This window comes from Zestomonas carbonaria (assembly GCF_904061905.1).
GTDB classification, from domain to species: domain Bacteria; phylum Pseudomonadota; class Gammaproteobacteria; order Pseudomonadales; family Pseudomonadaceae; genus Aquipseudomonas; species Aquipseudomonas carbonaria.
The window spans coordinates 50,930-71,104 of record NZ_CAJFCI010000057.1; the positions used below are offsets into that span (position 1 = coordinate 50,930).

At 65.6% G+C, this 20,175-nt stretch carries 19 protein-coding genes and 1 pseudogene; 9 read left to right on the forward strand and 11 right to left on the reverse strand.

Annotation, left to right across the window (positions count from 1 at the left end; translation table 11 throughout):
- Positions 1-520: 520 nt before the first annotated feature.
- From PSEWESI4_RS14530 to PSEWESI4_RS14555, 6 genes are all read left to right on the forward strand, one after another.
- Positions 521-3,397 carry a ribonucleoside-diphosphate reductase subunit alpha gene (locus PSEWESI4_RS14530; protein ID WP_187671922.1) on the forward strand — a complete coding sequence of 959 codons (2,877 nt, stop codon included), beginning with the start codon at positions 521-523 and terminating at the stop codon, positions 3,395-3,397.
- Between the two features lie 160 nt (positions 3,398-3,557).
- Positions 3,558-4,805 carry a ribonucleotide-diphosphate reductase subunit beta gene (locus tag PSEWESI4_RS14535; RefSeq protein WP_187671923.1) on the forward strand — a complete coding sequence of 416 codons (1,248 nt, stop codon included), beginning with the start codon at positions 3,558-3,560 and terminating at the stop codon, positions 4,803-4,805.
- Positions 4,806-5,050: 245 nt separating this feature from the next.
- Positions 5,051-5,584: an REP-associated tyrosine transposase gene (locus PSEWESI4_RS14540; RefSeq protein ID WP_187671924.1), complete on the forward strand. Its 534-nt coding sequence runs from the start codon at positions 5,051-5,053 to the stop codon at positions 5,582-5,584.
- A 190-nt stretch (positions 5,585-5,774) separates the two neighbouring features.
- Entirely contained in the window at positions 5,775-7,532 is a 1,758-nt protein-coding gene (gene ligB, locus PSEWESI4_RS14545) for an NAD-dependent DNA ligase LigB (RefSeq protein WP_187671925.1), read from the forward strand.
- 238 nt (positions 7,533-7,770) lie between these two features.
- On the forward strand, positions 7,771-8,070 hold the full coding sequence (locus PSEWESI4_RS14550) for a hypothetical protein (RefSeq protein ID WP_187671926.1): 300 nt from the start codon (positions 7,771-7,773) through the stop codon (positions 8,068-8,070).
- Between the two features lie 135 nt (positions 8,071-8,205).
- Positions 8,206-8,574 (forward strand): SpoIIAA family protein, encoded by a 369-nt coding sequence (locus PSEWESI4_RS14555; protein WP_187671927.1) that lies wholly within the window; start codon positions 8,206-8,208, stop codon positions 8,572-8,574.
- Positions 8,575-8,592: 18 nt separating this feature from the next.
- Here PSEWESI4_RS14555 and PSEWESI4_RS14560 read toward each other — a convergent pair whose 3' ends face one another.
- Both PSEWESI4_RS14560 and PSEWESI4_RS14565 read right to left on the reverse strand, forming a co-directional pair.
- Entirely contained in the window at positions 8,593-9,441 is an 849-nt protein-coding gene (locus tag PSEWESI4_RS14560; RefSeq protein WP_187671928.1) for a CAP domain-containing protein, read from the reverse strand.
- A 105-nt stretch (positions 9,442-9,546) separates the two neighbouring features.
- Positions 9,547-9,843, reverse strand: a complete 297-nt coding sequence (locus PSEWESI4_RS14565; protein ID WP_187671929.1) for a putative quinol monooxygenase — start codon at positions 9,841-9,843, stop codon at positions 9,547-9,549.
- A 154-nt stretch (positions 9,844-9,997) separates the two neighbouring features.
- Between PSEWESI4_RS14565 and PSEWESI4_RS14570 the strand changes: the two genes are divergently transcribed.
- A complete protein-coding gene (locus PSEWESI4_RS14570) occupies positions 9,998-10,588 on the forward strand; it encodes an NAD(P)H-dependent oxidoreductase (RefSeq protein ID WP_187671930.1) in 591 nt (196 codons plus the stop codon).
- A 135-nt stretch (positions 10,589-10,723) separates the two neighbouring features.
- Positions 10,724-11,005 (forward strand): peptidylprolyl isomerase, encoded by a 282-nt coding sequence (locus PSEWESI4_RS14575; protein ID WP_187671931.1) that lies wholly within the window; start codon positions 10,724-10,726, stop codon positions 11,003-11,005.
- Positions 11,006-11,048: 43 nt separating this feature from the next.
- On the opposite strand, the gene PSEWESI4_RS14580 is transcribed toward PSEWESI4_RS14575, so the two are convergent.
- The 4 genes and pseudogenes from PSEWESI4_RS14580 to PSEWESI4_RS25210 all read right to left on the reverse strand — a co-directional run.
- Positions 11,049-11,390: a hypothetical protein gene (locus PSEWESI4_RS14580; protein WP_187671932.1), complete on the reverse strand. Its 342-nt coding sequence runs from the start codon at positions 11,388-11,390 to the stop codon at positions 11,049-11,051.
- Between the two features lie 111 nt (positions 11,391-11,501).
- Positions 11,502-12,689, reverse strand: coding sequence for an NnrS family protein (locus PSEWESI4_RS14585; RefSeq protein ID WP_187671933.1), 1,188 nt, complete (start codon positions 12,687-12,689; stop codon positions 11,502-11,504).
- Positions 12,676-12,933 (reverse strand): transmembrane sensor/regulator PpyR, encoded by a 258-nt coding sequence (locus PSEWESI4_RS14590; RefSeq protein WP_187671934.1) that lies wholly within the window; start codon positions 12,931-12,933, stop codon positions 12,676-12,678. Before PSEWESI4_RS14590 ends, PSEWESI4_RS14585 begins: the two co-directional genes overlap by 14 nt.
- Before the next feature lie 302 nt (positions 12,934-13,235).
- Positions 13,236-13,343: pseudogene (locus tag PSEWESI4_RS25210) on the reverse strand (LysR family transcriptional regulator); the annotation flags it as partial.
- Positions 13,344-13,516: 173 nt separating this feature from the next.
- On the opposite strand from PSEWESI4_RS25210, the gene PSEWESI4_RS14595 reads away from it, so the two are divergent.
- Positions 13,517-14,215 (forward strand): YebC/PmpR family DNA-binding transcriptional regulator, encoded by a 699-nt coding sequence (locus PSEWESI4_RS14595; protein WP_187671935.1) that lies wholly within the window; start codon positions 13,517-13,519, stop codon positions 14,213-14,215.
- Between the two features lie 164 nt (positions 14,216-14,379).
- Here PSEWESI4_RS14595 and PSEWESI4_RS14600 read toward each other — a convergent pair whose 3' ends face one another.
- The 5 genes from PSEWESI4_RS14600 to glyA all read right to left on the reverse strand — a co-directional run bounded on the left by PSEWESI4_RS14600 (position 14,380) and on the right by glyA (position 20,151).
- A complete protein-coding gene (locus tag PSEWESI4_RS14600) occupies positions 14,380-15,129 on the reverse strand; it encodes an NADPH-dependent F420 reductase (RefSeq protein WP_235978946.1) in 750 nt (249 codons plus the stop codon).
- Positions 15,130-15,252: 123 nt separating this feature from the next.
- Positions 15,253-16,218: a lipoyl synthase gene (lipA, locus tag PSEWESI4_RS14605; RefSeq protein ID WP_187671936.1), complete on the reverse strand. Its 966-nt coding sequence runs from the start codon at positions 16,216-16,218 to the stop codon at positions 15,253-15,255.
- A gap of 61 nt (positions 16,219-16,279) precedes the next feature.
- Positions 16,280-17,401: a glycine cleavage system aminomethyltransferase GcvT gene (gene gcvT, locus PSEWESI4_RS14610; RefSeq protein WP_187671937.1), complete on the reverse strand. Its 1,122-nt coding sequence runs from the start codon at positions 17,399-17,401 to the stop codon at positions 16,280-16,282.
- A 100-nt stretch (positions 17,402-17,501) separates the two neighbouring features.
- Positions 17,502-18,878 carry an L-serine ammonia-lyase gene (locus PSEWESI4_RS14615; protein ID WP_187671938.1) on the reverse strand — a complete coding sequence of 459 codons (1,377 nt, stop codon included), beginning with the start codon at positions 18,876-18,878 and terminating at the stop codon, positions 17,502-17,504.
- Positions 18,879-18,897: 19 nt separating this feature from the next.
- Positions 18,898-20,151, reverse strand: coding sequence for a serine hydroxymethyltransferase (gene glyA, locus PSEWESI4_RS14620; protein WP_187671939.1), 1,254 nt, complete (start codon positions 20,149-20,151; stop codon positions 18,898-18,900).
- Between the last annotated feature and the right edge of the window lie 24 nt (positions 20,152-20,175).

The following is a 20,175-nucleotide window of genomic DNA, read 5'->3' on the forward strand; positions in this document are numbered from 1 at the left end:
ATTGCCCAGCAATCATGAGGGCTGACGAAACTTACCCCAAAGTAACCCACAGGGTTATCCACAGGCCGGAGAGAAATGTCGGCTTGCCTTCGCCCATTCACCGCACTATCTTGTATCCCCATCGCGCCAGACACCTACATGTTGGGTTTTGGCTGAAACTGAAACACAAGAAAAAGTTGCACCAACGGCAGGCGCGGAGCCCCGAAAACGTGCAGATAAAGTTTCGACATGCCGGCCAGGCGCTACCGCGTCGGCCAATGCCCCGAGGACCGCGAGCGACGCGCCGGGGACCAGGTTCACGGTGGGCCACCCCAGGGCGGACCACCACTAGATGTAGTGCTGGCACGAAACCAGCAGCAGTGACTTGAGAGCCAGGGAAGTGCTTGAGTCGAGGCCTTCTCCTGACTTGCCCGAGAATTCCACACGCCCGGCCACGCGCCGCGCGCATGGCGTTTTTGAACGGAAAGAAAGAGACGGCACCTCAAGTGTCCAGAATCCATTAGAGAACACGGAGACCTCCATGCAGACCGAAACCACTCGCGAGAACCCGCAGGCAGGCGTGCCTCCGGTCGCCGAAGCGGCCCAGGACCTGAACGCCACCGCCCCCGGCCAGTTGCGCGTGATCAAGCGCAACGGCACCGTGGTGCCGTACACCGATGACAAGATCACGGTGGCCATCACCAAGGCCTTTCTCGCAGTGGAAGGTGGCACCGCCGCCGCTTCCTCGCGCATCCACGAGACCGTCGCCCGCCTGACCGAACAGGTCACCGCGACCTTCAAGCGCCGCATGCCGTCCGGCGGCACCATCCACATCGAGGAAATCCAGGACCAGGTCGAACTGGCCCTGATGCGCGCCGGCGAGCAGAAGGTCGCCCGCGACTACGTGATCTACCGCGAAGCCCGCGCCAACGAGCGCAAGAACGCCACCGCCGAAGTCGCCCAGCCGCACCCGAGCATCCGCGTCACCAAGGCCGATGGCAGCCGCCAGCCGCTGGACATGGGCCGCCTGCAGACCATCATCCGCGAAGCCTGCGAAGGCCTGGCCGAGGTGGACGGCGCGCTGATCGAGCGCGAAACCCTGAAGAACCTCTACGACGGCGTGGCCGAGAAGGACGTCAACACCGCCCTGGTGATGACCGCCCGCACCCTGGTCGAGCGCGAGCCGAACTACAGCTACGTCACCGCCCGCCTGCTGATGGACACCCTGCGCGCCGAAGCGCTGGGCTTCCTCGGCGTCGCCGAGAGCGCCACCCACCACGAGATGGCCGAGCTCTACGCCAAGGCCCTGCCGACCTACGTCGAGAAAGGCGTGGAATTCGAACTGGTCGACGCCAAGCTGAAGACCTTCGACCTGGAGAAACTGGGCAAGGCGATCGATCACGAGCGCGACCAGCAGTTCACCTACCTGGGCCTGCAGACCCTCTACGACCGCTACTTCATCCACAAGGACGGCATCCGCTTCGAGCTGCCCCAGGTGTTCTTCATGCGCGTCGCCATGGGCCTCGCCATCGAGGAACCGCAGAAGGAAGAGCGCGCCATCGAGTTCTACAACCTGCTGTCGTCGTTCGACTACATGGCGTCCACCCCGACCCTGTTCAACGCCGGCACCCTGCGCCCGCAACTGTCCTCCTGCTACCTGACCACCGTGCCGGACGACCTGTCGGGCATCTACAGCGCCATCCACGACAACGCCATGCTGTCGAAATTCGCCGGCGGCCTGGGCAACGACTGGACCCCGGTGCGCGCGCTGGGCTCCTACATCAAGGGCACCAACGGCAAATCGCAAGGCGTCGTGCCGTTCCTGAAAGTGGTCAACGACACCGCCGTCGCCGTGAACCAGGGCGGCAAGCGCAAGGGCGCGGTCTGCGCCTACCTGGAAACCTGGCACCTGGACATCGAGGAATTCCTCGAGCTGCGCAAGAACACCGGTGACGACCGCCGCCGCACCCACGACATGAACACCGCGAACTGGATTCCCGACCTGTTCATGAAGCGCGTGTTCGACGACGGCGAGTGGACCCTGTTCTCCCCCTCCGACGTACCGGACCTGCACGACCTCACCGGCAAGGCCTTCGAGGAGCGCTACGAGTACTACGAGGAGCTGACCAAGTACGGCAAGATCAAGCTGTTCAAGACCATCGCCGCCAAGGACCTGTGGCGCAAGATGCTCTCCATGCTGTTCGAGACCGGCCACCCGTGGCTGACCTTCAAGGACCCGTGCAACCTGCGCAGCCCGCAGCAGCACGTCGGCGTGGTCCACAGCTCCAACCTGTGCACCGAGATCACCCTGAACACCAACAAGGACGAGATCGCCGTCTGCAACCTGGGTTCGGTGAACCTGGTCAACCACATCGTCGACGGCAAGCTCGACCTCGTGAAGCTGGAGAAGACCGTCAAGACCGCGGTACGCATGCTCGATAACGTCATCGACATCAACTACTACTCGGTCCCGCAGGCGCAGAACTCCAACTTCAAGCACCGCCCGGTCGGCCTCGGCATCATGGGCTTCCAGGACGCGCTGTACCTGCAGCACATCGCCTACGGCTCGGACGCGGCCATCGAGTTCGCCGACAAGTCGATGGAGGCCATCAGCTACTTCGCCATCCAGGCCTCCTGCGACCTGGCCGACGAGCGCGGCGCCTACTCCAGCTTCGACGGCTCCCTGTGGTCCAAGGGCGTGCTGCCGCTGGACTCGCTGGACATCCTCACCGAGGCCCGTGGCGCCAAGTACATCGAAGTCGACCGCAGCGCCACCCTGGACTGGGCGCCGGTGCGCGAGCGCGTGCAGAAAGGCATCCGCAACTCCAACATCATGGCCATCGCGCCGACCGCGACCATCGCCAACATCACCGGCGTGTCGCAGTCCATCGAGCCGACCTACCAGAACCTCTACGTGAAGTCGAACCTCTCCGGCGAGTTCACCGTGATCAACCCCTACCTGGTGCGCGACCTCAAGGCACGCGGCCTGTGGGACAGCGTCATGGTCAACGACCTGAAGTACTACGACGGCTCCGTGCAACAGATCGAGCGCATCCCGCAGGACCTGAAGGACCTGTACGCCACCGCCTTCGAAGTGGAGACCAAGTGGATCGTCGACGCCGCCAGCCGCCGCCAGAAGTGGATCGACCAGGCGCAGTCGCTGAACCTGTACATCGCCGGCGCGAGCGGCAAGAAGCTGGACGTGACCTACCGCATGGCCTGGTACCGTGGCCTGAAGACCACCTACTACCTCCGTGCCCTGGCCGCCACCAGCACCGAGAAGTCCACCATCAACACCGGCAAGCTCAACGCCGTGTCCTCGGTGATCGACGAAGGCTTCTCCGCCGAACCGGCCGGCCCGGCCCCGGTGCCGAAGGCTTGCAGTATCGACAACCCGGACTGCGAAGCCTGCCAATAAGAGCAGCGGCAAGCTGCAAGCGACAGGCCGCAAGCGGTCCGCAGTTGCCTTAACGTGCTCGACGACGGTGAAGCCAGGTGCGCCCTGGCTTCGCCGGCAACACCAAACCTCTTGCAGCTTCAAGCTTATGGCTTGTAGCTGCGACTGAAAGGAGCCCCCAATGCTGAGCTGGGACGAATTCGACAAGGAAGACGGCGCCGAAGCCGCCTCCGCCAAACCCGCCGCCCCGGTGGTGAACGCCGCCATCGACAAGCTCGACGAAGAAGTCGCCGGCTCCGTGGAAGACGCCCGTGCGGTCTCCGCCGATGACTCCGACGCCGTTGCCCGCGCCAAGAAGGCGCTCGACGACCTCGACATCCAGGAAGGCCTGGACGACCTCGAAGGCGCCTCCGCGCGCGTGCAGGTCGGCGACAAGCAGATGATCAACGCCCGTGCCGACCTCAACCAGCTCGTACCCTTCAAGTACGACTGGGCCTGGCAGAAATACCTGGACGGCTGCGCCAACCACTGGATGCCGCAGGAAGTGAACATGAACGCCGACATTGCCCTGTGGAAGAGCAAGGACGGCCTCAGCGAAGACGAGCGCCGCATCGTCAAGCGCAACCTCGGCTTCTTCTCCACCGCCGACTCGCTGGTCGCCAACAACCTGGTGCTGGCCGTCTACCGCCTGATCACCAACCCCGAGTGCCGCCAGTACATCCTGCGCCAGGCCTTCGAAGAGGCGATCCACACCCACGCCTACCAGTACTGCATCGAGTCTCTGGGCATGGACGAAGGCGAGATCTTCAACATGTACCACGAGATCCCCTCGGTCGCTAAGAAGGCGTCCTGGGGCCTCAAGTACACCCGTTCGATCTCCGACCCGGAATTCAAGACCGGCACCCCGGAGACCGACCGCCAGTTCCTGCGCAACCTGATCGCCTACTACTGCGTGCTCGAAGGCATCTTCTTCTACTGCGGCTTCACCCAGATCCTCTCCATGGGCCGCCGCAACAAGATGACCGGCACCGCCGAGCAGTTCCAGTACATCCTCCGCGACGAGTCCATGCACCTGAACTTCGGCATCGACATGATCAACCAGATCAAGATCGAGAACCCGCACCTGTGGGACGCCCAGATGAAGGACGAAGCGACCCAGATGATCCTCCAGGGCACCCAACTGGAAATCGAATACGCCCGCGATACCATGCCGCGCGGCGTACTGGGCATGAACGCCGCGATGATGGAGGACTACCTCAAGTTCATCGCCAACCGCCGCCTGACCCAGATCGGCCTGAAAGAGGAATACCCGGGCACCACCAACCCGTTCCCCTGGATGAGCGAGATCATGGACCTGAAGAAGGAGAAGAACTTCTTCGAGACTCGGGTCATCGAGTATCAGACTGGTGGGGCGTTGAGCTGGGATTGATTCCGGGTCGAACCATTAGGAAATCAAGAAACGCTATGCCTTACAGGATGTTGGGTAGCGATAGAAAGACAAAAGCCCCGCCTTGTGCGGGGCTTTTTATTTCCAGGAAGTAGCCTGGATATCCCCGGTGGAAAACGCTTCGCGGTTTTCCACCCTACGCATGGGTATCGTGACGTAGGGTGGACAACGTTTTACTTGTCCACCATCGAACCGTCCGATCACACAACGCTCAAGGATGAGCCGCCATGTCCAACTACCGCCGCGCCCGCATTCCGGGAGCGACTTACTTCTTTACCGTGAACGTGAATGACCGAACCAGCGACCTGCTGGTTCGGGAGATCGACCTGCTCCGGGCCACGGTCCGTGCCACCAAAGCTCGTCATTCCTTCCATATCGATGCCTGGGTGGTGCTGCCCGAACACATGCACTGCTTGTGGACACTCCCCGAAGGCGATTCCAACTTCGCCCTGCGCTGGAAGGTCATCAAATTCGGTTTCGCCAAGCGTCTGCCGGTAACGGAGGCGCGAACCACCCCGCAACGCCAGCGCGGCGAGCGCGGCATCTGGCAGCGGCGCTATTGGGAACACCTGATCCGCGACGATCTCGACTACCAGCGACATTTCGATTACATCCACTTCAATCCGATCAAGCATGGATATGTAGAGCGGCTGATCGACTGGCCGTATTCGAGCTTTCACCGGGCGGTGCGAATGGGGGTTTATTCGCCGGACTGGTGCGGAGGTGTGGATTTGGCGGATGAGGGTTTTGGGGAAAGATGAAGGCATGGTGGAAAACGCTTCGCGGTTTTCCACCCTACGCCAATGAGGCGCCCGGGGCCCTGACCTCAAACCGATCGCTCCCACGCTCCGCGTGGGAACGCAGTCACGGACGCTCCCGCGTCCACCTGGTTAGGCTCCCATACGGCGCCAGGATGGTGCCGTTCCCTCAACCGATTCAAGGACGAAGCCCATGGGCCGCAGCCGTTGCGTCATTACCGCCCCCGAAAAACCGCAGTTCCTCAAGGCCTGGATTGCCATCCTCTTCTATCCCGTCACCCTCGCCGCCTGGGCCACGCCCTGTCCCGACTGGCCCGAGCCACGGGCCGTCGAGGAAATCGCCGCCCTCGATCGGCAACTGGCCGAATGGGATGACGCCTATCACCGCCAGGGTCGTTCGCTGATCGCCGACGAACTCTACGACCAGGCCCGCACCCGCCTGGAACACTGGCGAAGCTGTTTCGCCGAGGCCGCGCCGGCGACAACCGACCCGCTGGCGGGCAGCGGCGGGCCTGTCGACCACCCGGTGGCTCAGACCGGCCTGCGCAAGCTGGCCGACGAAAACGCGGTGCGCGTCTGGATCGAGCCACGCGAAGACCTGTGGATCCAGCCCAAGGTCGATGGCGTGGCCGTGACCCTGGTCTACCGCCAGGGCCGTCTGCGACAGGCCATCAGCCGCGGCGACGGGCGCAGCGGCCAGGACTGGACGGCCAATGCCCGGCGCCTGCCGGCCATCCCCCGGCAACTGGCCACGGACCGTGAACTGATCCTGCAAGGCGAGCTGTACTGGCGCCTGGAAGATCACGTCCAGGCCCGCGATGGTGGCCGGGGCGCCCGTGGCAAGGTCGCCGGGCTGATGGCCCGACGGCACCTGGACAACGCACAGGCTGCCGGCATCGGCCTGTTCGTCTGGGACTGGGCGAACGGCCCGGCGCAAATGGATGAGCGCCTGGAAACGTTGAACGCCCTGGGTTTCAGCGACAGCCGCACGTACAGCCAACCGCTCACGGACCTGGTCGCGGCCAGCCACTGGCGCCGGCACTGGTACGAGAGCCCACTGCCTTTTGCCAGCGACGGCGTGGTGCTGCGCCAGGGACGACGCCCGCCCGCCAGCAGTTGGCGCGCCGAGCTACCGCACTGGGCGGCTGCCTGGAAATACCCGGTCAGCCAGGCCCTGGCCATGGTGCAGGAAGTGGAGTTCGCCATCGGGCGCAGCGGGCGCATCACCCCGGTGCTGCACCTGCAGCCGGTCCGCCTGGACGACCGCCGCATCAGCCGGGTCAGCCTCGGTTCGCTGCAGCGCTGGCAACAACTGGATATCCGCCCTGGCGATCAGGTCGCCATCCAGCTCGCCGGGCTGACCATCCCCAGGCTGGACAACGTGGTCTGGCGTGCCCGGGAACGCAGCCCCCTGCAGGTTCCCCAGGCCGACGCCTACCATGCACTGAGCTGCTGGCGACCCGGCACGCTGTGCGACGGCCAGTTCCAGGCCCGCCTCAACTGGCTCGGCAGCAAGCAGGGCCTGGACCTGCCCGGTGTCGGCCCCGGCACCTGGAACAAGCTGCTGCAAGCCGGGCAACTGGACGGCCTGCTCGACTGGCTGGACCTGAGCGAGGCGCAACTACGCACGGTCCCGGGTCTCGGCGAACGCAGCGCCGCCAACCTCCACCAGGCCTTCCGCCTGGCCCGCCAGCGCCCATTCAAGCAATGGCTGCTCGCCCTCGGCGCACCGCCCGGCAGCACGGAAGAACGCACGACCAACTGGCACGACCTGGCCAGCCGCAGCCGGGCCGAGTGGCTACGCCAACCCGGCGTCGGCGCCAGGCGCGCCGAGCAGTTGCTCGCCTTCTTCCAGCACCCCGAGGTGCGCCTGCTCGCCCAGCAGCTAGCCGACACCGGGATCGCCGGCTTCCAGCTACCGGCCCATTCCGGATTCGCCCCAGATCAATAAAAGCCGGATACACCCACCCGATGAGTTGCCGCAGCGCGGCGCCGAGTCGGCACTGCATCGTGGCTATCGGACTGGTGTGGAGGCGCGGATTTGGCAGAAGAAGGTTTTGGGGAGAGATGAAGACGCGGTGGAAAACGCTTCGCGGTTTTCCACCCTACGCACAGGTCGCGGCAACGGAACCTTTGCATCGCTCCCGGCACTAATTCCGCACCGCCCCTCCAACGCCAGGAAACCCACCATGCATACCCTCACCCGCCTCGCCCTGCTGGCCACCGCCGCGCTGTCCCTGTCCGCCTGTTTCAATAACGACTCGCCCAAGGAGCAGAGCAGCCTGTGCATCTACAACACCGATCCCCAGGCGGAGCGTTGCAAGCCCGGGCAAATGGCCTGGTTCCGGCCGGAGGACGGGCAGCAGATCACCGAACAGGCGGCGCTGAGCGTGGCGGCGGCCTATTGCGACTTCAACCACCAGGTGATGCACAACCGTGCCGGGGTGCTCTGCGTGTTCACCGACCAGCGACTCGACTCGGTCAAGTAACGTCACCATCGCCATGCCCGGCGGCTGGACGCTCGAGGACGGGCCTGCCGTCGGCAATCCTTGGCTATCCTTCCTGAAAGCCGCTCTTTTCAGTATCGGAGGTTAGCGGCGCATCTTCCCCATGGAGGAGTCGCCATGTTCCAGGTAACGCGCAACGGCGAGAACCGCATCGACGTGGAGTTCGCCGGCAAGCTCGATAGCACGCAGATGAAGATCGCGCTCGATGAGCTGACCCAGCAATCCGAAGGCATCGAGCACGGCCGGATGCTTTATCGAGTGGGCGAGTTCGAGCTTCCCACCCTGGGCGCCGTGGCCGTCGAGCTATCGCGCATCCCGCAGGTGTTCCGGTTCGTGCGGCGCTTCGACCGCATGGCGGTGATCGCCGGCAAGGAATGGGTGAGGAAGGTGAGCGAGGTCGAGGGCGCGCTGATTCCGGGCTTGCAGATCAAGGCGTTCGAGCCGGGCCGGGAAGCGGAGGCCGAAGCCTGGCTGCAAAGCCCGTGAGGCCCGTGGGAAACGGCCTCAAGGCGTGCCGAACACCGCCGTCCAGTAGATCCCCGCATCGCTCTGCGGATCGACCGCATAGGCCGCGCCCAGGTCGCTGAACTGCGGGTTCATCAGGCTGGCGCAATGACTGGGACTGGCCAGCCAGCCGTCGATGACCTTGCGCGCGGTGTCGAGCCCCGCGGCGATGTTCTCGCCGATCTGCTGGCCGCTGTAGCCGGCGAGTTCCGCCCGGTCGCTCGGGGTGAGGCCGTCGCTGCTGCGATGGGAGAAGAAATTGCCGTTGGCCATCGCCCGGCTGTGCGTCTCGGCCGCCGAGCCCAGCGCGGCGTTCCAGGTGAGCGGCGTCGTCGAGGCGAAAGACTCGTCGCCACACTGACGCGCCTGCGCGCGGGCGGTGTTGATCAGTTGCAGCAACCGCTGCCCTTCCGTCTGCCAGTCCCCCAGGCGCCCCTCCAGCAGCGGTCGCGCCAGGACGATGCGCCAGTCGTCGCCGGCACGGTTCACGCCGATGTCGACGAACTGAGGGTCCAGCACTACCTGGCAGAAGCTCTCTTGCAGCGCCGTCATGGCCGCTTGCGCGTCCTTCGGACCGGACAGGCTGATCGCGCTGACGCTGACCATCGGATAGCCGGAGCGCTCCAGCGCCTGCCGCCAGTCCACATCCCCGGCCGGCAAGACCAGCCGCGACTCCACGGCCAACGGCGGCAGCGGCTCGGACGACTGGTCCGCGCAGGGCTGTACCTGGCTGCGGTAGGCGTTGATCGTCTCGACCAACTGCATCTCTTCGGCCGCACCGGCACTGGCAACGAACAGCAGCCCCAGCGACAGCACGGCAAGACGCGGAACGGATGACAGAGTGCGCATGGAAGCCCCCTTATGCGGAAATGGCTCCATAATGCGCGATTCTTCACATTTTGGCTTTTACCATGACGTGCGCTTCGCGGCTTTCCGCCCTCCGTGGCGCCCGTCCTACGCAGCCGGGCTCAGCATCTCGATCTCGCGAATCTCGAAATCCCGCCGCAGATACTCCATGCGCCGCTCGTGAAACTCGCGCATGTGCGGCAACGCGCTGTGCGCCGCCAGATGCTCCTTCGACTGCCAGACCTCGAAGAAGATGAACAACGTCGAGTCCTCGCGGTCGCGGAGCATGTGGTATTCGATGCAGCCCTCCTCGGCGCGGCTGGGCTCGACGTAGGCGCGGAACAGGCGCTCGAAGGCGTCGGCCATCTCGGGCCTGGTGTGGGCGTGGAGGATGAAACCGTACATTCGGGAAGCTCCTGGGAAGTGGGTTTCACACCACCTTACCGCAACAGACAGCACCAAACTCATGACTTTCAGTCAAAAATAATTTGCCGCCGAGCGGGTGTTTCCGCGTGGGCGCGATCGATAGTCTGCCGCCACTCATTCTTGCGGAGGCATCATGAAAAAGATCCTGCTCCTCAACGGCGGCAAGCAGTTCGCCCACTCCAACGGCCGCTACAACGCCACCCTCCACGAAACCGCCGCGGCCTTCCTCGACCGCGCCGGGTTCGACATCAAGACCACCGAGATCGACGCCGGCTACGACATCGACGAGGAAGTGCAGAAGATCCTCTGGGCCGATGTGGTGATCTACCAGATGCCCGGCTGGTGGATGGGCGCACCCTGGACGGTGAAGAAGTACCTGGACGAGGTGTTCACCGCCGGTCACGGCAGCCTCTACGCCAACGACGGCCGCACCCGCTCGGACGCTTCGCGGAAGTACGGCAGCGGCGGCCTGATCCACGGCAAGCAGTACATGCTGTCGCTGACCTGGAACGCCCCGCAGCAGGCGTTCGACGACCCGACCGACTTCTTCGAGGCCAAGGGCGTGGACGCGGTGTACTTCCCCTTCCACAAGGCCAATCAGTTCCTCGGCATGAGCACGCTGCCGACCTTCCTCTGCACCGACGTGATGAAGCAGCCGAACATCGAGGCCGACGTGGCGCGCTACCAGCAGCACCTGGCCGAAGTGTTCCGCGTCCAGGCGTGATCTTGCCAGTGGCGGACAAACCGCGAGGTGGTGGAAAACGCTTCGCGGTTTTCCACCCTACGGTGGTCGGCCCATCGTTTGAATCGCCCACCGATTGCGCTAGGCTCTGCAGCTTCTTCGACAAGGAATAATCCCATGGCCCGCGCCACTGCCCGTCACATCCTGGTTGCCACCGAAGCCAAGTGCAACGAACTGAAAGCCGCCATCGAAGCCGGCGCCGACTTCGCCCAGGTCGCCCGAGAGAACTCGACCTGCCCGTCCAGCCGCGACGGCGGCAACCTCGGCTCGTTCGGCCCGGGCCAGATGGTCAAGGAATTCGATACCGTGGTGTTCAGCGCGCCGCTCAACGTCGTACAGGGTCCGGTGAAGACCCAGTTCGGCTATCACCTGCTCGAAGTCACCAGCCGCCAGGACTGATGACGACCGTCCCCACGCCCCGCGTGGGGACGCCCATTGCCGCTTATCCCAACTGATCCACCATCACCGCATTGGTGTAGATCAGGCTGCCGTCGCTCTCCCGATGGCCGACCAGGTGGAACTGGCCGCGCCGGTCGCCGGAACTCAGGTAGACACGCAACTGGCAGTCGGACAACGGCCCGCATTCCGCTGGCGTGACCAGTTCGAGTTCGGCCGCATCGACATCGATCAGCACCTCGGAATCCTCGCTGTTCTGCAGGTGCTCCTCGGCCTCCTCCAGACGCACGTGGTCGACGCCATTGACGTGGAAGTGGAATTGCCCGATCGGTGTGGACCTGGTGTCGCCGCTGCCTTTGCGCCAGCCTTCGATGGTCAGGGTGTTCATGACTGGACCTCCTGAAGTGGATGTCTGGACTGTCCCCCTCCCTCACCCGACTTTAGACAAACGACAGGCGCCGAGTTTCCTTTGCCGACGAGGTGCCCTACCGCTCCGGTGCTACCCCGGATTGCCGTCCACCCGCGCGCGCCAGAGCATCGGCGCGTAATCCTTCACGAACAGCGCGAAGGCCAGGCACCAGAGGGCCGCGGCCAGCCACAGGGCATGGCTGCTGAACGGCGCCAGCAGCACCCGGCAGGCGGCGCCCAGGTGCAGGGCCGCGAAGGCCCAACTGATGGCGCGCGGCGGCTGCAACGGGCGGCCGGTGTGGCCGAGGGTGACGCGGGCGATCATGGCGAGGATCAGGCCGCCCATGGCGCCGACGGCCAGGGTGTGGGTGACGAGGCTTTGCTGCTCGAGCAGCCCCAGGTGCCAGGCGGCCATGCCGAGGGCGGCGACGATCAGCCAGGCGAAGGCGATGTGCAGGGACCACAGCAGCGGCACGCGCCAGATGCCGTGGTCGTACCAGCGGACGAGTTGCAGGATCTGCACGCCGGCCACCAGCAGGAATAGGACGGCCCATATCGGCCGGGCGACAAGGCCCTGGCCGGCGGCCATCGAGGCGGCGATCAGCAGGGTGCAGGCCAGCGCCAACCAATTCTGCCAGGGCCTGGGCGTGAATGGTTCGGTGCGGCCGAGTCCGCGCTGGGTGAAGAAGGGAATCACCCGGCCGCCGATGATGCCCATCAGCGCGGCGATCAACCACAGCGCGGCCAGCACGCCCCGGCGCTGTAGGTCGACATCCTGCACGGCCAGGCCGTAGAGACTGAGCGCCTGGCCCAGGCCGATCAGGCCCAGCACCACGGGAATCGGGTAGTTGTGCTTCTGCCGGGAGATGAAGATCTGCCGCGCCAGCACCCCGGCCAGCGCGAAGGCGAAGCCGAGTTGCAGGACGACCAGCAACGCCAGGGGCATCGACACGAACCAGGCCAGCCGGCCCAGGCACCACAGCGCGAACAGCCCGGCCAGCGGCCGGCCGGACAGGCCCGGGCGGCCGGTCCAGGTCTGCACGGCGGTGAGCAGGAAGCCGGCGACTATCGCCAGGCCGAAACCGAACGGCATCTCGATCCGATGCCAGGCCAACACCCCGCCGGGCGGCTGCCAGGCCGGCAACAGGCCGGCGAGAATGACGCTCCACAAGCCGATCGCCACCATCGCGAACAGTGCGCCGGCGAGGAAGAAGGGACGGAAACCCAGGCGCCAGATCGGCGTGATACGCAAGGCGGCGGCACGATCAAGCAATAGCACAGCAGACCTCCCCGTTCAGCTTGCGCAGGTTGTGCTGGGCCAGCAGGCGCATCACATAGCCGACCTTCAGCAGGGTCGGACCGAGGATCACACCGCTGTGGGCCAGCACCTGCTGCGGGATGCTCAGCGCGCGGTCGAAGCCATAGGCAGCGGTGACGCCCACTATCAGCAGCGCGGTCCCTACCGCCAGCAGATAGCCGGAAAGACGCAAGACATGGACAGGGCAGCCGAAAAGATCGCTCATGGTGTACCTCCGCTTGGCTCAAGGCTCACCTTTGAACAACCACGAAACGTGCCAAGAAAAAACACCATTGAAATCATGGCGTTGGTGATAATGTGTAGTTATGACCACAAACCAATCCGAGTCCTTGAGACAACAAGGAGTCTTTATGACACACGTTTCTCAACCCGTAGGGTGCGCCGTGCGCACCGACAAGAAGCCAACACGATGGCCCGCCCGATCACCAGGCGCTTGCCGGATGTTTCCGCGCTGCCCCCTGGCGGTGCGCGCGGCACACCCTACAAAAGCGCCGCGAACAGGCCCTCTCAGTATGCGGAGAAACGCCTATCCAGCCCTTGCTTGCGGAATTGCTCGACCACGAAGTCAATGAATACCCGGGTCTTCTGTGGCAGAAGCTTCTGGGCGGCGAAGTGGATGGAAACGATGCCGGTTAGTCCAGCAATGGCTGGCCGGACCAGTCGATCGCCGGCAGTTTCTCTGCCTGATGCCAGGTGGCGGCGCAAACCGCTAGAATCTGCGTCCTATCTCCCGGGCCGGCCAGCGTCGCGCCCGGGTCGTCTAGTCCGCAGCCAGCGAGAACACCGCCATGGGCGCCCAGTGGAAAGCCAAACCCAAAGAAGCCGCCGCCAATGCCCGAGGAAAGATCTTCGGCAAACTGGTGAAGGAAATCATGATCGCCGCGCGTAACGGCGCCGATCCGGACATGAACCCCAAGCTGCGCCTGGCCGTGCATCAGGCCAAGAAAGCCTCGATGCCCAAGGACACCCTGGAGCGCGCCATCAAGAAGGGTGCCGGGCTGACCGGCGAGGTCGTCAACTACGAACGCACCCTCTACGAAGGCTTCGCGCCGCACCAGGTGCCGGTGATCGTCGAGTGCCTGACCGATAACGTGAACCGCACCGTGGCGGAAATCCGCGTACTGTTCCGCAAGGGCCAACTGGGCTCGTCCGGCTCGGTGAGCTGGGACTTCGACCACGTCGGCATGATCGAGGCGACCCCGGAAAACGGCGCCGATCCCGAGCTGGCCGCCATCGAGGCCGGCGCCCAGGACTTCGAGCCGGCCGAGGAAGGCGCCACCTTGTTCATCACCGAGCCGACCGACCTGGACGCGGTCAGCAAGGCGCTGCCCGAGTTCGGCTTCACCGTACAGTCGGCGCAGCTCGGCTACCGCCCGAAGAACCCGGTGAGCCTGTCCGGCGAAGCGCTGGAGGAAGTCGAGGCCTTCCTCGAGGCCATCGACAACCATGACGACGTGCAGAACGTGTACGTCGGGCTGTCCGTCTGACCTGGAAGCGCCCTCTCCCCAACCCTCTCCACTAGGCGTGCCCCCATGAATGGGAGAGGGGGCTGTGCGAGTTAACCTGAAACTCCGAGCTCTCTCCCCCGGATTGCATCCGGGCTACGCCCATGCTCCCGTAGCCCGGATGCAATCCGGGGGCGCTCCGCGCCTCACTCCTCCTTCAGTCCCAACGCCTCGCGCAATTCGCGGGCGGTGGGCATCTGCCCGGAAATGCCGCTGCTGTAGTCGAACTGCTTGGCGGTGCTCAGCGGCCCGACGACCACCGGGTCGAAGCCCGCATCGCGAACCAGGCCGGCGGCCACCTGCAACGCCTCTGCGTCGTCCGCGGCCAGCGGGATGGCGAGTTTTTCGCCGGCACGGTGCGCCTGGCTGCGCAGGTTGCCGGCGGAGATGGCATTGAAGGCACGCACCAGCCGCACGCTGGGCAGGAAGTTCTTCGACGCCAATCCGGCACCCAGTTCGCGCGCCTCCTCGGCCATCGGGCCGTCGCGGGCGGGGATCGGGTTGCCGGCGTCCAGCACCACCTTGCCGGCCATTTCCTCGGCGTAGTCGCGGCCGATCTGCGGCGTGGCGGCGTAGGGCACGGCGAGCATCACCACCTCGCCGAAGGCCGCGGCCTGGCGCGGCGTGCCGACCCGGGCACGGGGACCCAACTGGTCGGCCAAGGGCTGTAGCCGCTCGGGATGCCGCGAGGCGATCAGCACCTCGTGCCCGGCATCCACCCACAACCGCGCCAGCGCGCTACCGATATTGCCGGTGCCGATGATGCCGATCTTCAGCACCGGATTGCCCGCCGTGGTCTGCCCGCCCTGGGCATGGGCCAGGCCCGCCGCCAGTATCAGGGCGACGGCCAAGAGACCGGCCATCAACCATTTGAAACCTTTCGCTGCAGTGCTCATTGCACCCTCCTCCGCCATTGGTATTCGCTCAGAAGGTGCAATTGGGTATAGCAAATGGCGTCCCAGCGCTGTTTTCCTACCCTACAAAAGCCGGAGCGCTTTTTCGTCCAGCCTCCAGCGCTCTTATCGGCTTTTCGCCTGCTGGTCGGCGTGATAGGAGGAGCGCACCAGCGGCCCCGAGGCCACGTTCCTGAAGCCCATCTTGGCGCCTTCCTCGGCGAACCAGGCGAAGGTATCCGGGTGCACGAAGCGCTGCACCGGCAGGTGGCTGCGCGACGGTTGCAGGTACTGGCCGAGGGTCAGCATGTCGATGTCGTGCTCGCGCATGCGCTGCATCACTTCGATCACCTCCTCGTCGGTCTCGCCCAGGCCGAGCATCAGGCCCGACTTGGTCGGCACGTGCGGGACCATCTGCTTGAACTTCTGCAACAGGTCCAGCGACCACTCGAAGTCCGAGCCCGGCCGCGAAGCCTTGTACAGGCGCGGCACGGTTTCCAGGTTGTGGTTGAACACATCCGGCGGCTCCTGGGCGGTGATTTCCAGGGCCACGTCCATGCGCCCGCGATAGTCGGGCACCAGGGTTTCCAACTGGATGCCGGGCGACAGCTTGCGGATCTCGCGCAGGCAGTCGGCGAAGTGCTGGGCGCCGCCGTCGCGCAGGTCGTCGCGGTCCACCGAGGTGATCACCACGTACTTGAGGCGCAGGTCGGCGATGGCGATGGCCAGGTTCTTCGGCTCGTCCACGTCCAGCGGCTTCGGTCGGCCGTGGCCGACGTCGCAGAACGGGCAGCGACGGGTGCAGATGTCGCCCATGATCATGAAGGTCGCCGTGCCGCCGCTGAAGCATTCGCCGAGGTTCGGGCAGGAAGCCTCTTCGCAGACACTGTGCAGGTTGTGCTTGCGCAGCAGTTGCTTGATGCGCGCCACCTCCGGCGAAGCGGCGATTTCCACCCGGATCCACTCGGGTTTGCGCGGCACCGATTCGGTGGGAATGATCTTCACCGGGATGCGCGCGACCTTCTCGGCACCGCGCAGCTTGACGCCGACCTCCAGGGATTTCGGGCGGGTAGCGGTCTGGGGTTCTGTCATGATGTTGCTCCGGATTGGCGCCCCTCCCCCATTCATGGGGAGAGGGGACAAGACAAAAACCTCAACCGCGGTAATAGCGCTGCGGCACGAAGGGGGTCTTGGCGACCTTCATCGGCACCCGCTTGCCACGCACCATGGCGAAGACTTCGTTGTCCAGGGCGGCGTGGGCGCTCTCCACGTAGCCCATGGCGACCGGCGCACCGAGGCTGGGGCCGAAGCCGCCGCTGGTCACCCGGCCGATGACGGTACCTTCGGCGTCGACGATTTCCGCGCCCTCGCGCACCGGTACGCGCTCCTGCGGCAGCAGACCGACGCGCTTGCTGGCCACGCCTTCCTTCTGCTGGGCGAAGACCCGCTCGGCGCCGGGGAAGCCGCCGGCGCGCGCGCCATCGACACGGCGCGCCTTGGAGATGGCCCAACCCAGGCTGGCCTCGACGGGCGTGGTGAGGCTGTCCATGTCGTGCCCGTACAGGCACAGGCCGGCTTCCAGGCGCAGCGAGTCGCGGGCGCCGAGGCCGATCGGCTGGACCTCCGGCTCGGCCAGCAGGGCGCGGGCCAGGGCTTCGGCCTGGGCCACGGGCACGGAGATCTCGTAGCCATCCTCGCCGGTGTAGCCGGAGCGGCTGACGTGGCATTCCACGCCGAGCAGTTCGAGGGTGGTGAACTGCATGAAGGTCATGGTTTTCACCTGCGGCGCCAGGCGGCCCAGCACCTCGGCGGCGGCCGGGCCCTGGAGGGCGAGCAAGGCGCGGCTGTCGAACAGGGATTCCACTTCGCAGCGGCCTTCCAGGTGCTGCTCGAGGTGCGCCAGGTCCTGCTCCTTGCAGGCGGCGTTGACCACCAGGAACAGGTGATCGCCGGCGTTGGCCACCATCAGGTCGTCGAGGATGCCGCCGTCGGCCTTGGTGAACATCGCATAGCGCTGCATGCCCACCGGCAGGTCGACGATGTCCACCGGCACCAGGCTTTCCAGGGCCTCGGCCGCAGCGGCGCCGCGCAGGCGGATCTGGCCCATGTGCGAGACGTCGAACAGGCCGGCCTGGGCGCGGGTGTGCAGGTGCTCCTTGAGCACGCCGAGCGGGTATTGCACCGGCATGTCGTAGCCGGCGAAGGGAACCATCCGGGCGCCGAGTTCGAGGTGCAGGGCATGCAGCGGGGTTTTAGCGAGGTTTTCGGGGGTCATCTGTTTCTCCTTCGGAGGCCGCATGCTGCAAGCGACAAGCCGCGAGCAGATACAGCCGAACGACGATGTTGACGTGGAGCTTGCCGCTGGCGGCTTGTCGCTAGCATTCGATGATGTTCACCGCCAGCCCACCGCGGGCGGTTTCCTTGTACTTGCTCTTCATGTCGGCGCCGGTCTGGCGCATGGTGCGGATCACCTTGTCCAGCGAGATGAAGTGCTGGCCGTCGCCGCGCAGGGCCATGCGCGCGGCGTTGATGGCCTTGATCGAGCCCATGGCGTTGCGCTCGATGCACGGCACCTGGACCAATCCGCCGACCGGGTCGCAGGTCAGGCCGAGGTTGTGTTCCATGCCGATCTCGGCGGCGTTCTCGACCTGTTGCACGGTGCCACCGAGCACTTCGCAGAGCGCGCCGGCGGCCATCGAGCAGGCCACGCCCACCTCGCCCTGGCAGCCCACTTCGGCGCCGGAGATCGAGGCGTTCTCCTTGTAGAGGATGCCGATGGCGGCGGCGGTGAGCAGGAAGCGCTGCACGCCCTCCTCGCTCGCGCCCGGTACGAAGCGTGAGTAGTAGTGAAGCACCGCCGGGATGATGCCGGCCGCGCCGTTGGTCGGTGCGGTGACCACCCGGCCGCCGCTGGCGTTTTCCTCGTTCACCGCCAGGGCGTAGAGATTCACCCAGTCGAGCACGTTCAGGCTGTCGCGCAGGTTGGCTTCCGGCCGCTCGCTGAGCTGGCGGTACAGCGCGGCAGCACGTCGCTTGACCTTGAGCCCGCCGGGCATGATGCCCTCGGTGCGGCAGCCGGCACGCACGCAGGCCTGCATCACCTCCCAGATGTGCAGCAGCCCCTGGCGCGTCTGCTCCGGGCTGCGCCAGGCGGTTTCGTTCGCCGCCATCAGCCCGCTGATCGACAGGCCGTTGGCGGTGCACTGCTCCAGCAGTTCGCGGGCGGTGCGGAACGGGTAGCGCAGCGGCGTGCGGTCTTCGACGATGCGGTCCAGGCCGACCGCCGATTCGTCCACCACGAAACCGCCACCCACCGAGTAGTACTCGCGGCTGCGCAGTTGCAGGCCGGCGGCGTCGAAGGCGCGGAAGATCATGCCGTTGGGGTGGTACGGCAGGGGCTTCCTGATCATCGCCAGGTGTTCCTTCTCGACGAAGCGGATCGGCTTCTCGCCCAGCAGGCGCAGGGTGTCCGTGTCGCGGATGGCCGCCAGGCGCTCGCCCACCGTGCCGGTATCCACCAGGTCCGGCTGCTCGCCCTCCAGGCCGAGCAGCACCGCCGTGTCGCTGCCGTGGCCCTTGCCGGTGGCGCCGAGCGAGCCGTACAGCTCTACCCGCAGGCTCTCCACCCGCGCCAGCAGGCCCTCGTCCCGCAGCCCCTCGACGAAACGCACGGCGGCGCGCATCGGGCCCACGGTGTGCGAGCTGGAGGGGCCGATGCCCACCTTGAACAGATCGAAAACGCTGAGCGACATGACCGCCTCCAGCCGGCACTCAGGCCGGATACACCGGGAAGCGCGCGCACAGCGCGGCCACCTGGCGGGCCACCTGCGCCTCGACGTCGGCATCGCCGAGGTGGTCGAGGATGTCGCAGATCCAGCCGGCCAGGGCGCGGCACTCCGGTACCTGGAAGCCACGGGTGGTAACCGCCGGGGTGCCAATGCGCAGGCCGGAGGTGACGAACGGCGACTGCGGGTCGTTGGGCACCGCGTTCTTGTTCACCGTGATCCCGGCCCGGCCGAGCGCCGCGTCGGCGTCCTTGCCGGTGATGCCCTGGCGGATCAGGCTGACCAGGAACAGGTGGTTGTCGGTGCCGCCGGAGACCACGTCGTAGCCGCGCTCGACGAACACCTGGGCCATGGTCTGGGCGTTCTTGATCACCTGCCGCTGGTAGTCCTTGAAGCCCGGCTCCAGCGCCTCCTTGAAGCACACCGCCTTGGCGGCGATCACGTGCATCAGCGGGCCGCCCTGGGCGCCGGGGAACACCGCCGAGTTGAGCCTCTTCTCGATGTCGGGATTGGCCTTGGCCAGGATCAGGCCACCACGCGGACCACGCAGGGTCTTGTGGGTGGTGGTGGTGACCACGTCGGCATAGGGCAGCGGGTTCGGGTACAGCCCCGCCGCGACCAGCCCGGCGACATGGGCCATGTCGACGAACAGGTAGGCACCGACCTTGTCGGCGATGGCGCGGAAGCGCGGGAAGTCGAGGGTCTTCGAGTAGGCCGAGAAGCCGGCGACGATCATCTTCGGCTTGTGCTCGACGGCCAGGCGCTCGACCTCGTCGTAGTCGATCAGGCCGTTGCCGTCGATGCCGTACTGCACGGCGTTGTACAGCTTGCCGGAAGAACTGACCTTGGCGCCGTGGGTCAGGTGGCCGCCGTGGGCCAGGCTCATGCCGAGGATGGTGTCGCCGGCGTTGAGCAGCGCCAGGTACACCGCGCTGTTGGCCGAGGAACCGGAGTGCGGCTGGACGTTGGCGTAGTCGGCGCCGAACAGTTCCTTGGCGCGGTCGATGGCGATCTGCTCGACCACGTCGACATGCTCGCAGCCACCGTAGTAGCGCTTGCCCGGATAGCCCTCGGCGTACTTGTTGGTCAGCTCGGTGCCCTGGGCCTGCATCACTTGCGGGCTGGTGTAGTTCTCCGAGGCGATCAGCTCGATATGGTCTTCCTGGCGCCGGGCCTCCTGGCGGATGGCCTTGAACAGCGCGGGGTCGAAGTCGGACAGGGTGAGGCTCTTCTGGAACATGACTCGTATCCTTCTTGTTCTGGG

Coding starts and splice junctions, on each gene's coding strand:
- PSEWESI4_RS14535 (WP_187671923.1), top strand. CDS start 3,558: ATGCTGAGCTGGGACGAATTCGACAAGGAAGACGGCGCCGAAGCCGCC.
- PSEWESI4_RS14575 (WP_187671931.1), top strand. CDS start 10,724: ATGGCCCGCGCCACTGCCCGTCACATCCTGGTTGCCACCGAAGCCAAG.
- lipA (WP_187671936.1), bottom strand. CDS start 16,218: ATGACAGAACCCCAGACCGCTACCCGCCCGAAATCCCTGGAGGTCGGC.
- PSEWESI4_RS14555 (WP_187671927.1), top strand. CDS start 8,206: ATGTTCCAGGTAACGCGCAACGGCGAGAACCGCATCGACGTGGAGTTC.
- PSEWESI4_RS14580 (WP_187671932.1), bottom strand. CDS start 11,390: ATGAACACCCTGACCATCGAAGGCTGGCGCAAAGGCAGCGGCGACACC.
- ligB (WP_187671925.1), top strand. CDS start 5,775: ATGGGCCGCAGCCGTTGCGTCATTACCGCCCCCGAAAAACCGCAGTTC.
- PSEWESI4_RS14565 (WP_187671929.1), bottom strand. CDS start 9,843: ATGTACGGTTTCATCCTCCACGCCCACACCAGGCCCGAGATGGCCGAC.
- PSEWESI4_RS14595 (WP_187671935.1), top strand. CDS start 13,517: ATGGGCGCCCAGTGGAAAGCCAAACCCAAAGAAGCCGCCGCCAATGCC.
- PSEWESI4_RS14600 (WP_235978946.1), bottom strand. CDS start 15,129: ATGAGCACTGCAGCGAAAGGTTTCAAATGGTTGATGGCCGGTCTCTTG.
- PSEWESI4_RS14540 (WP_187671924.1), top strand. CDS start 5,051: ATGTCCAACTACCGCCGCGCCCGCATTCCGGGAGCGACTTACTTCTTT.
- gcvT (WP_187671937.1), bottom strand. CDS start 17,401: ATGACCCCCGAAAACCTCGCTAAAACCCCGCTGCATGCCCTGCACCTC.
- glyA (WP_187671939.1), bottom strand. CDS start 20,151: ATGTTCCAGAAGAGCCTCACCCTGTCCGACTTCGACCCCGCGCTGTTC.
- PSEWESI4_RS14615 (WP_187671938.1), bottom strand. CDS start 18,878: ATGTCGCTCAGCGTTTTCGATCTGTTCAAGGTGGGCATCGGCCCCTCC.
- PSEWESI4_RS14560 (WP_187671928.1), bottom strand. CDS start 9,441: ATGCGCACTCTGTCATCCGTTCCGCGTCTTGCCGTGCTGTCGCTGGGG.
- PSEWESI4_RS14530 (WP_187671922.1), top strand. CDS start 521: ATGCAGACCGAAACCACTCGCGAGAACCCGCAGGCAGGCGTGCCTCCG.
- PSEWESI4_RS14590 (WP_187671934.1), bottom strand. CDS start 12,933: ATGAGCGATCTTTTCGGCTGCCCTGTCCATGTCTTGCGTCTTTCCGGC.
- PSEWESI4_RS14570 (WP_187671930.1), top strand. CDS start 9,998: ATGAAAAAGATCCTGCTCCTCAACGGCGGCAAGCAGTTCGCCCACTCC.
- PSEWESI4_RS14550 (WP_187671926.1), top strand. CDS start 7,771: ATGCATACCCTCACCCGCCTCGCCCTGCTGGCCACCGCCGCGCTGTCC.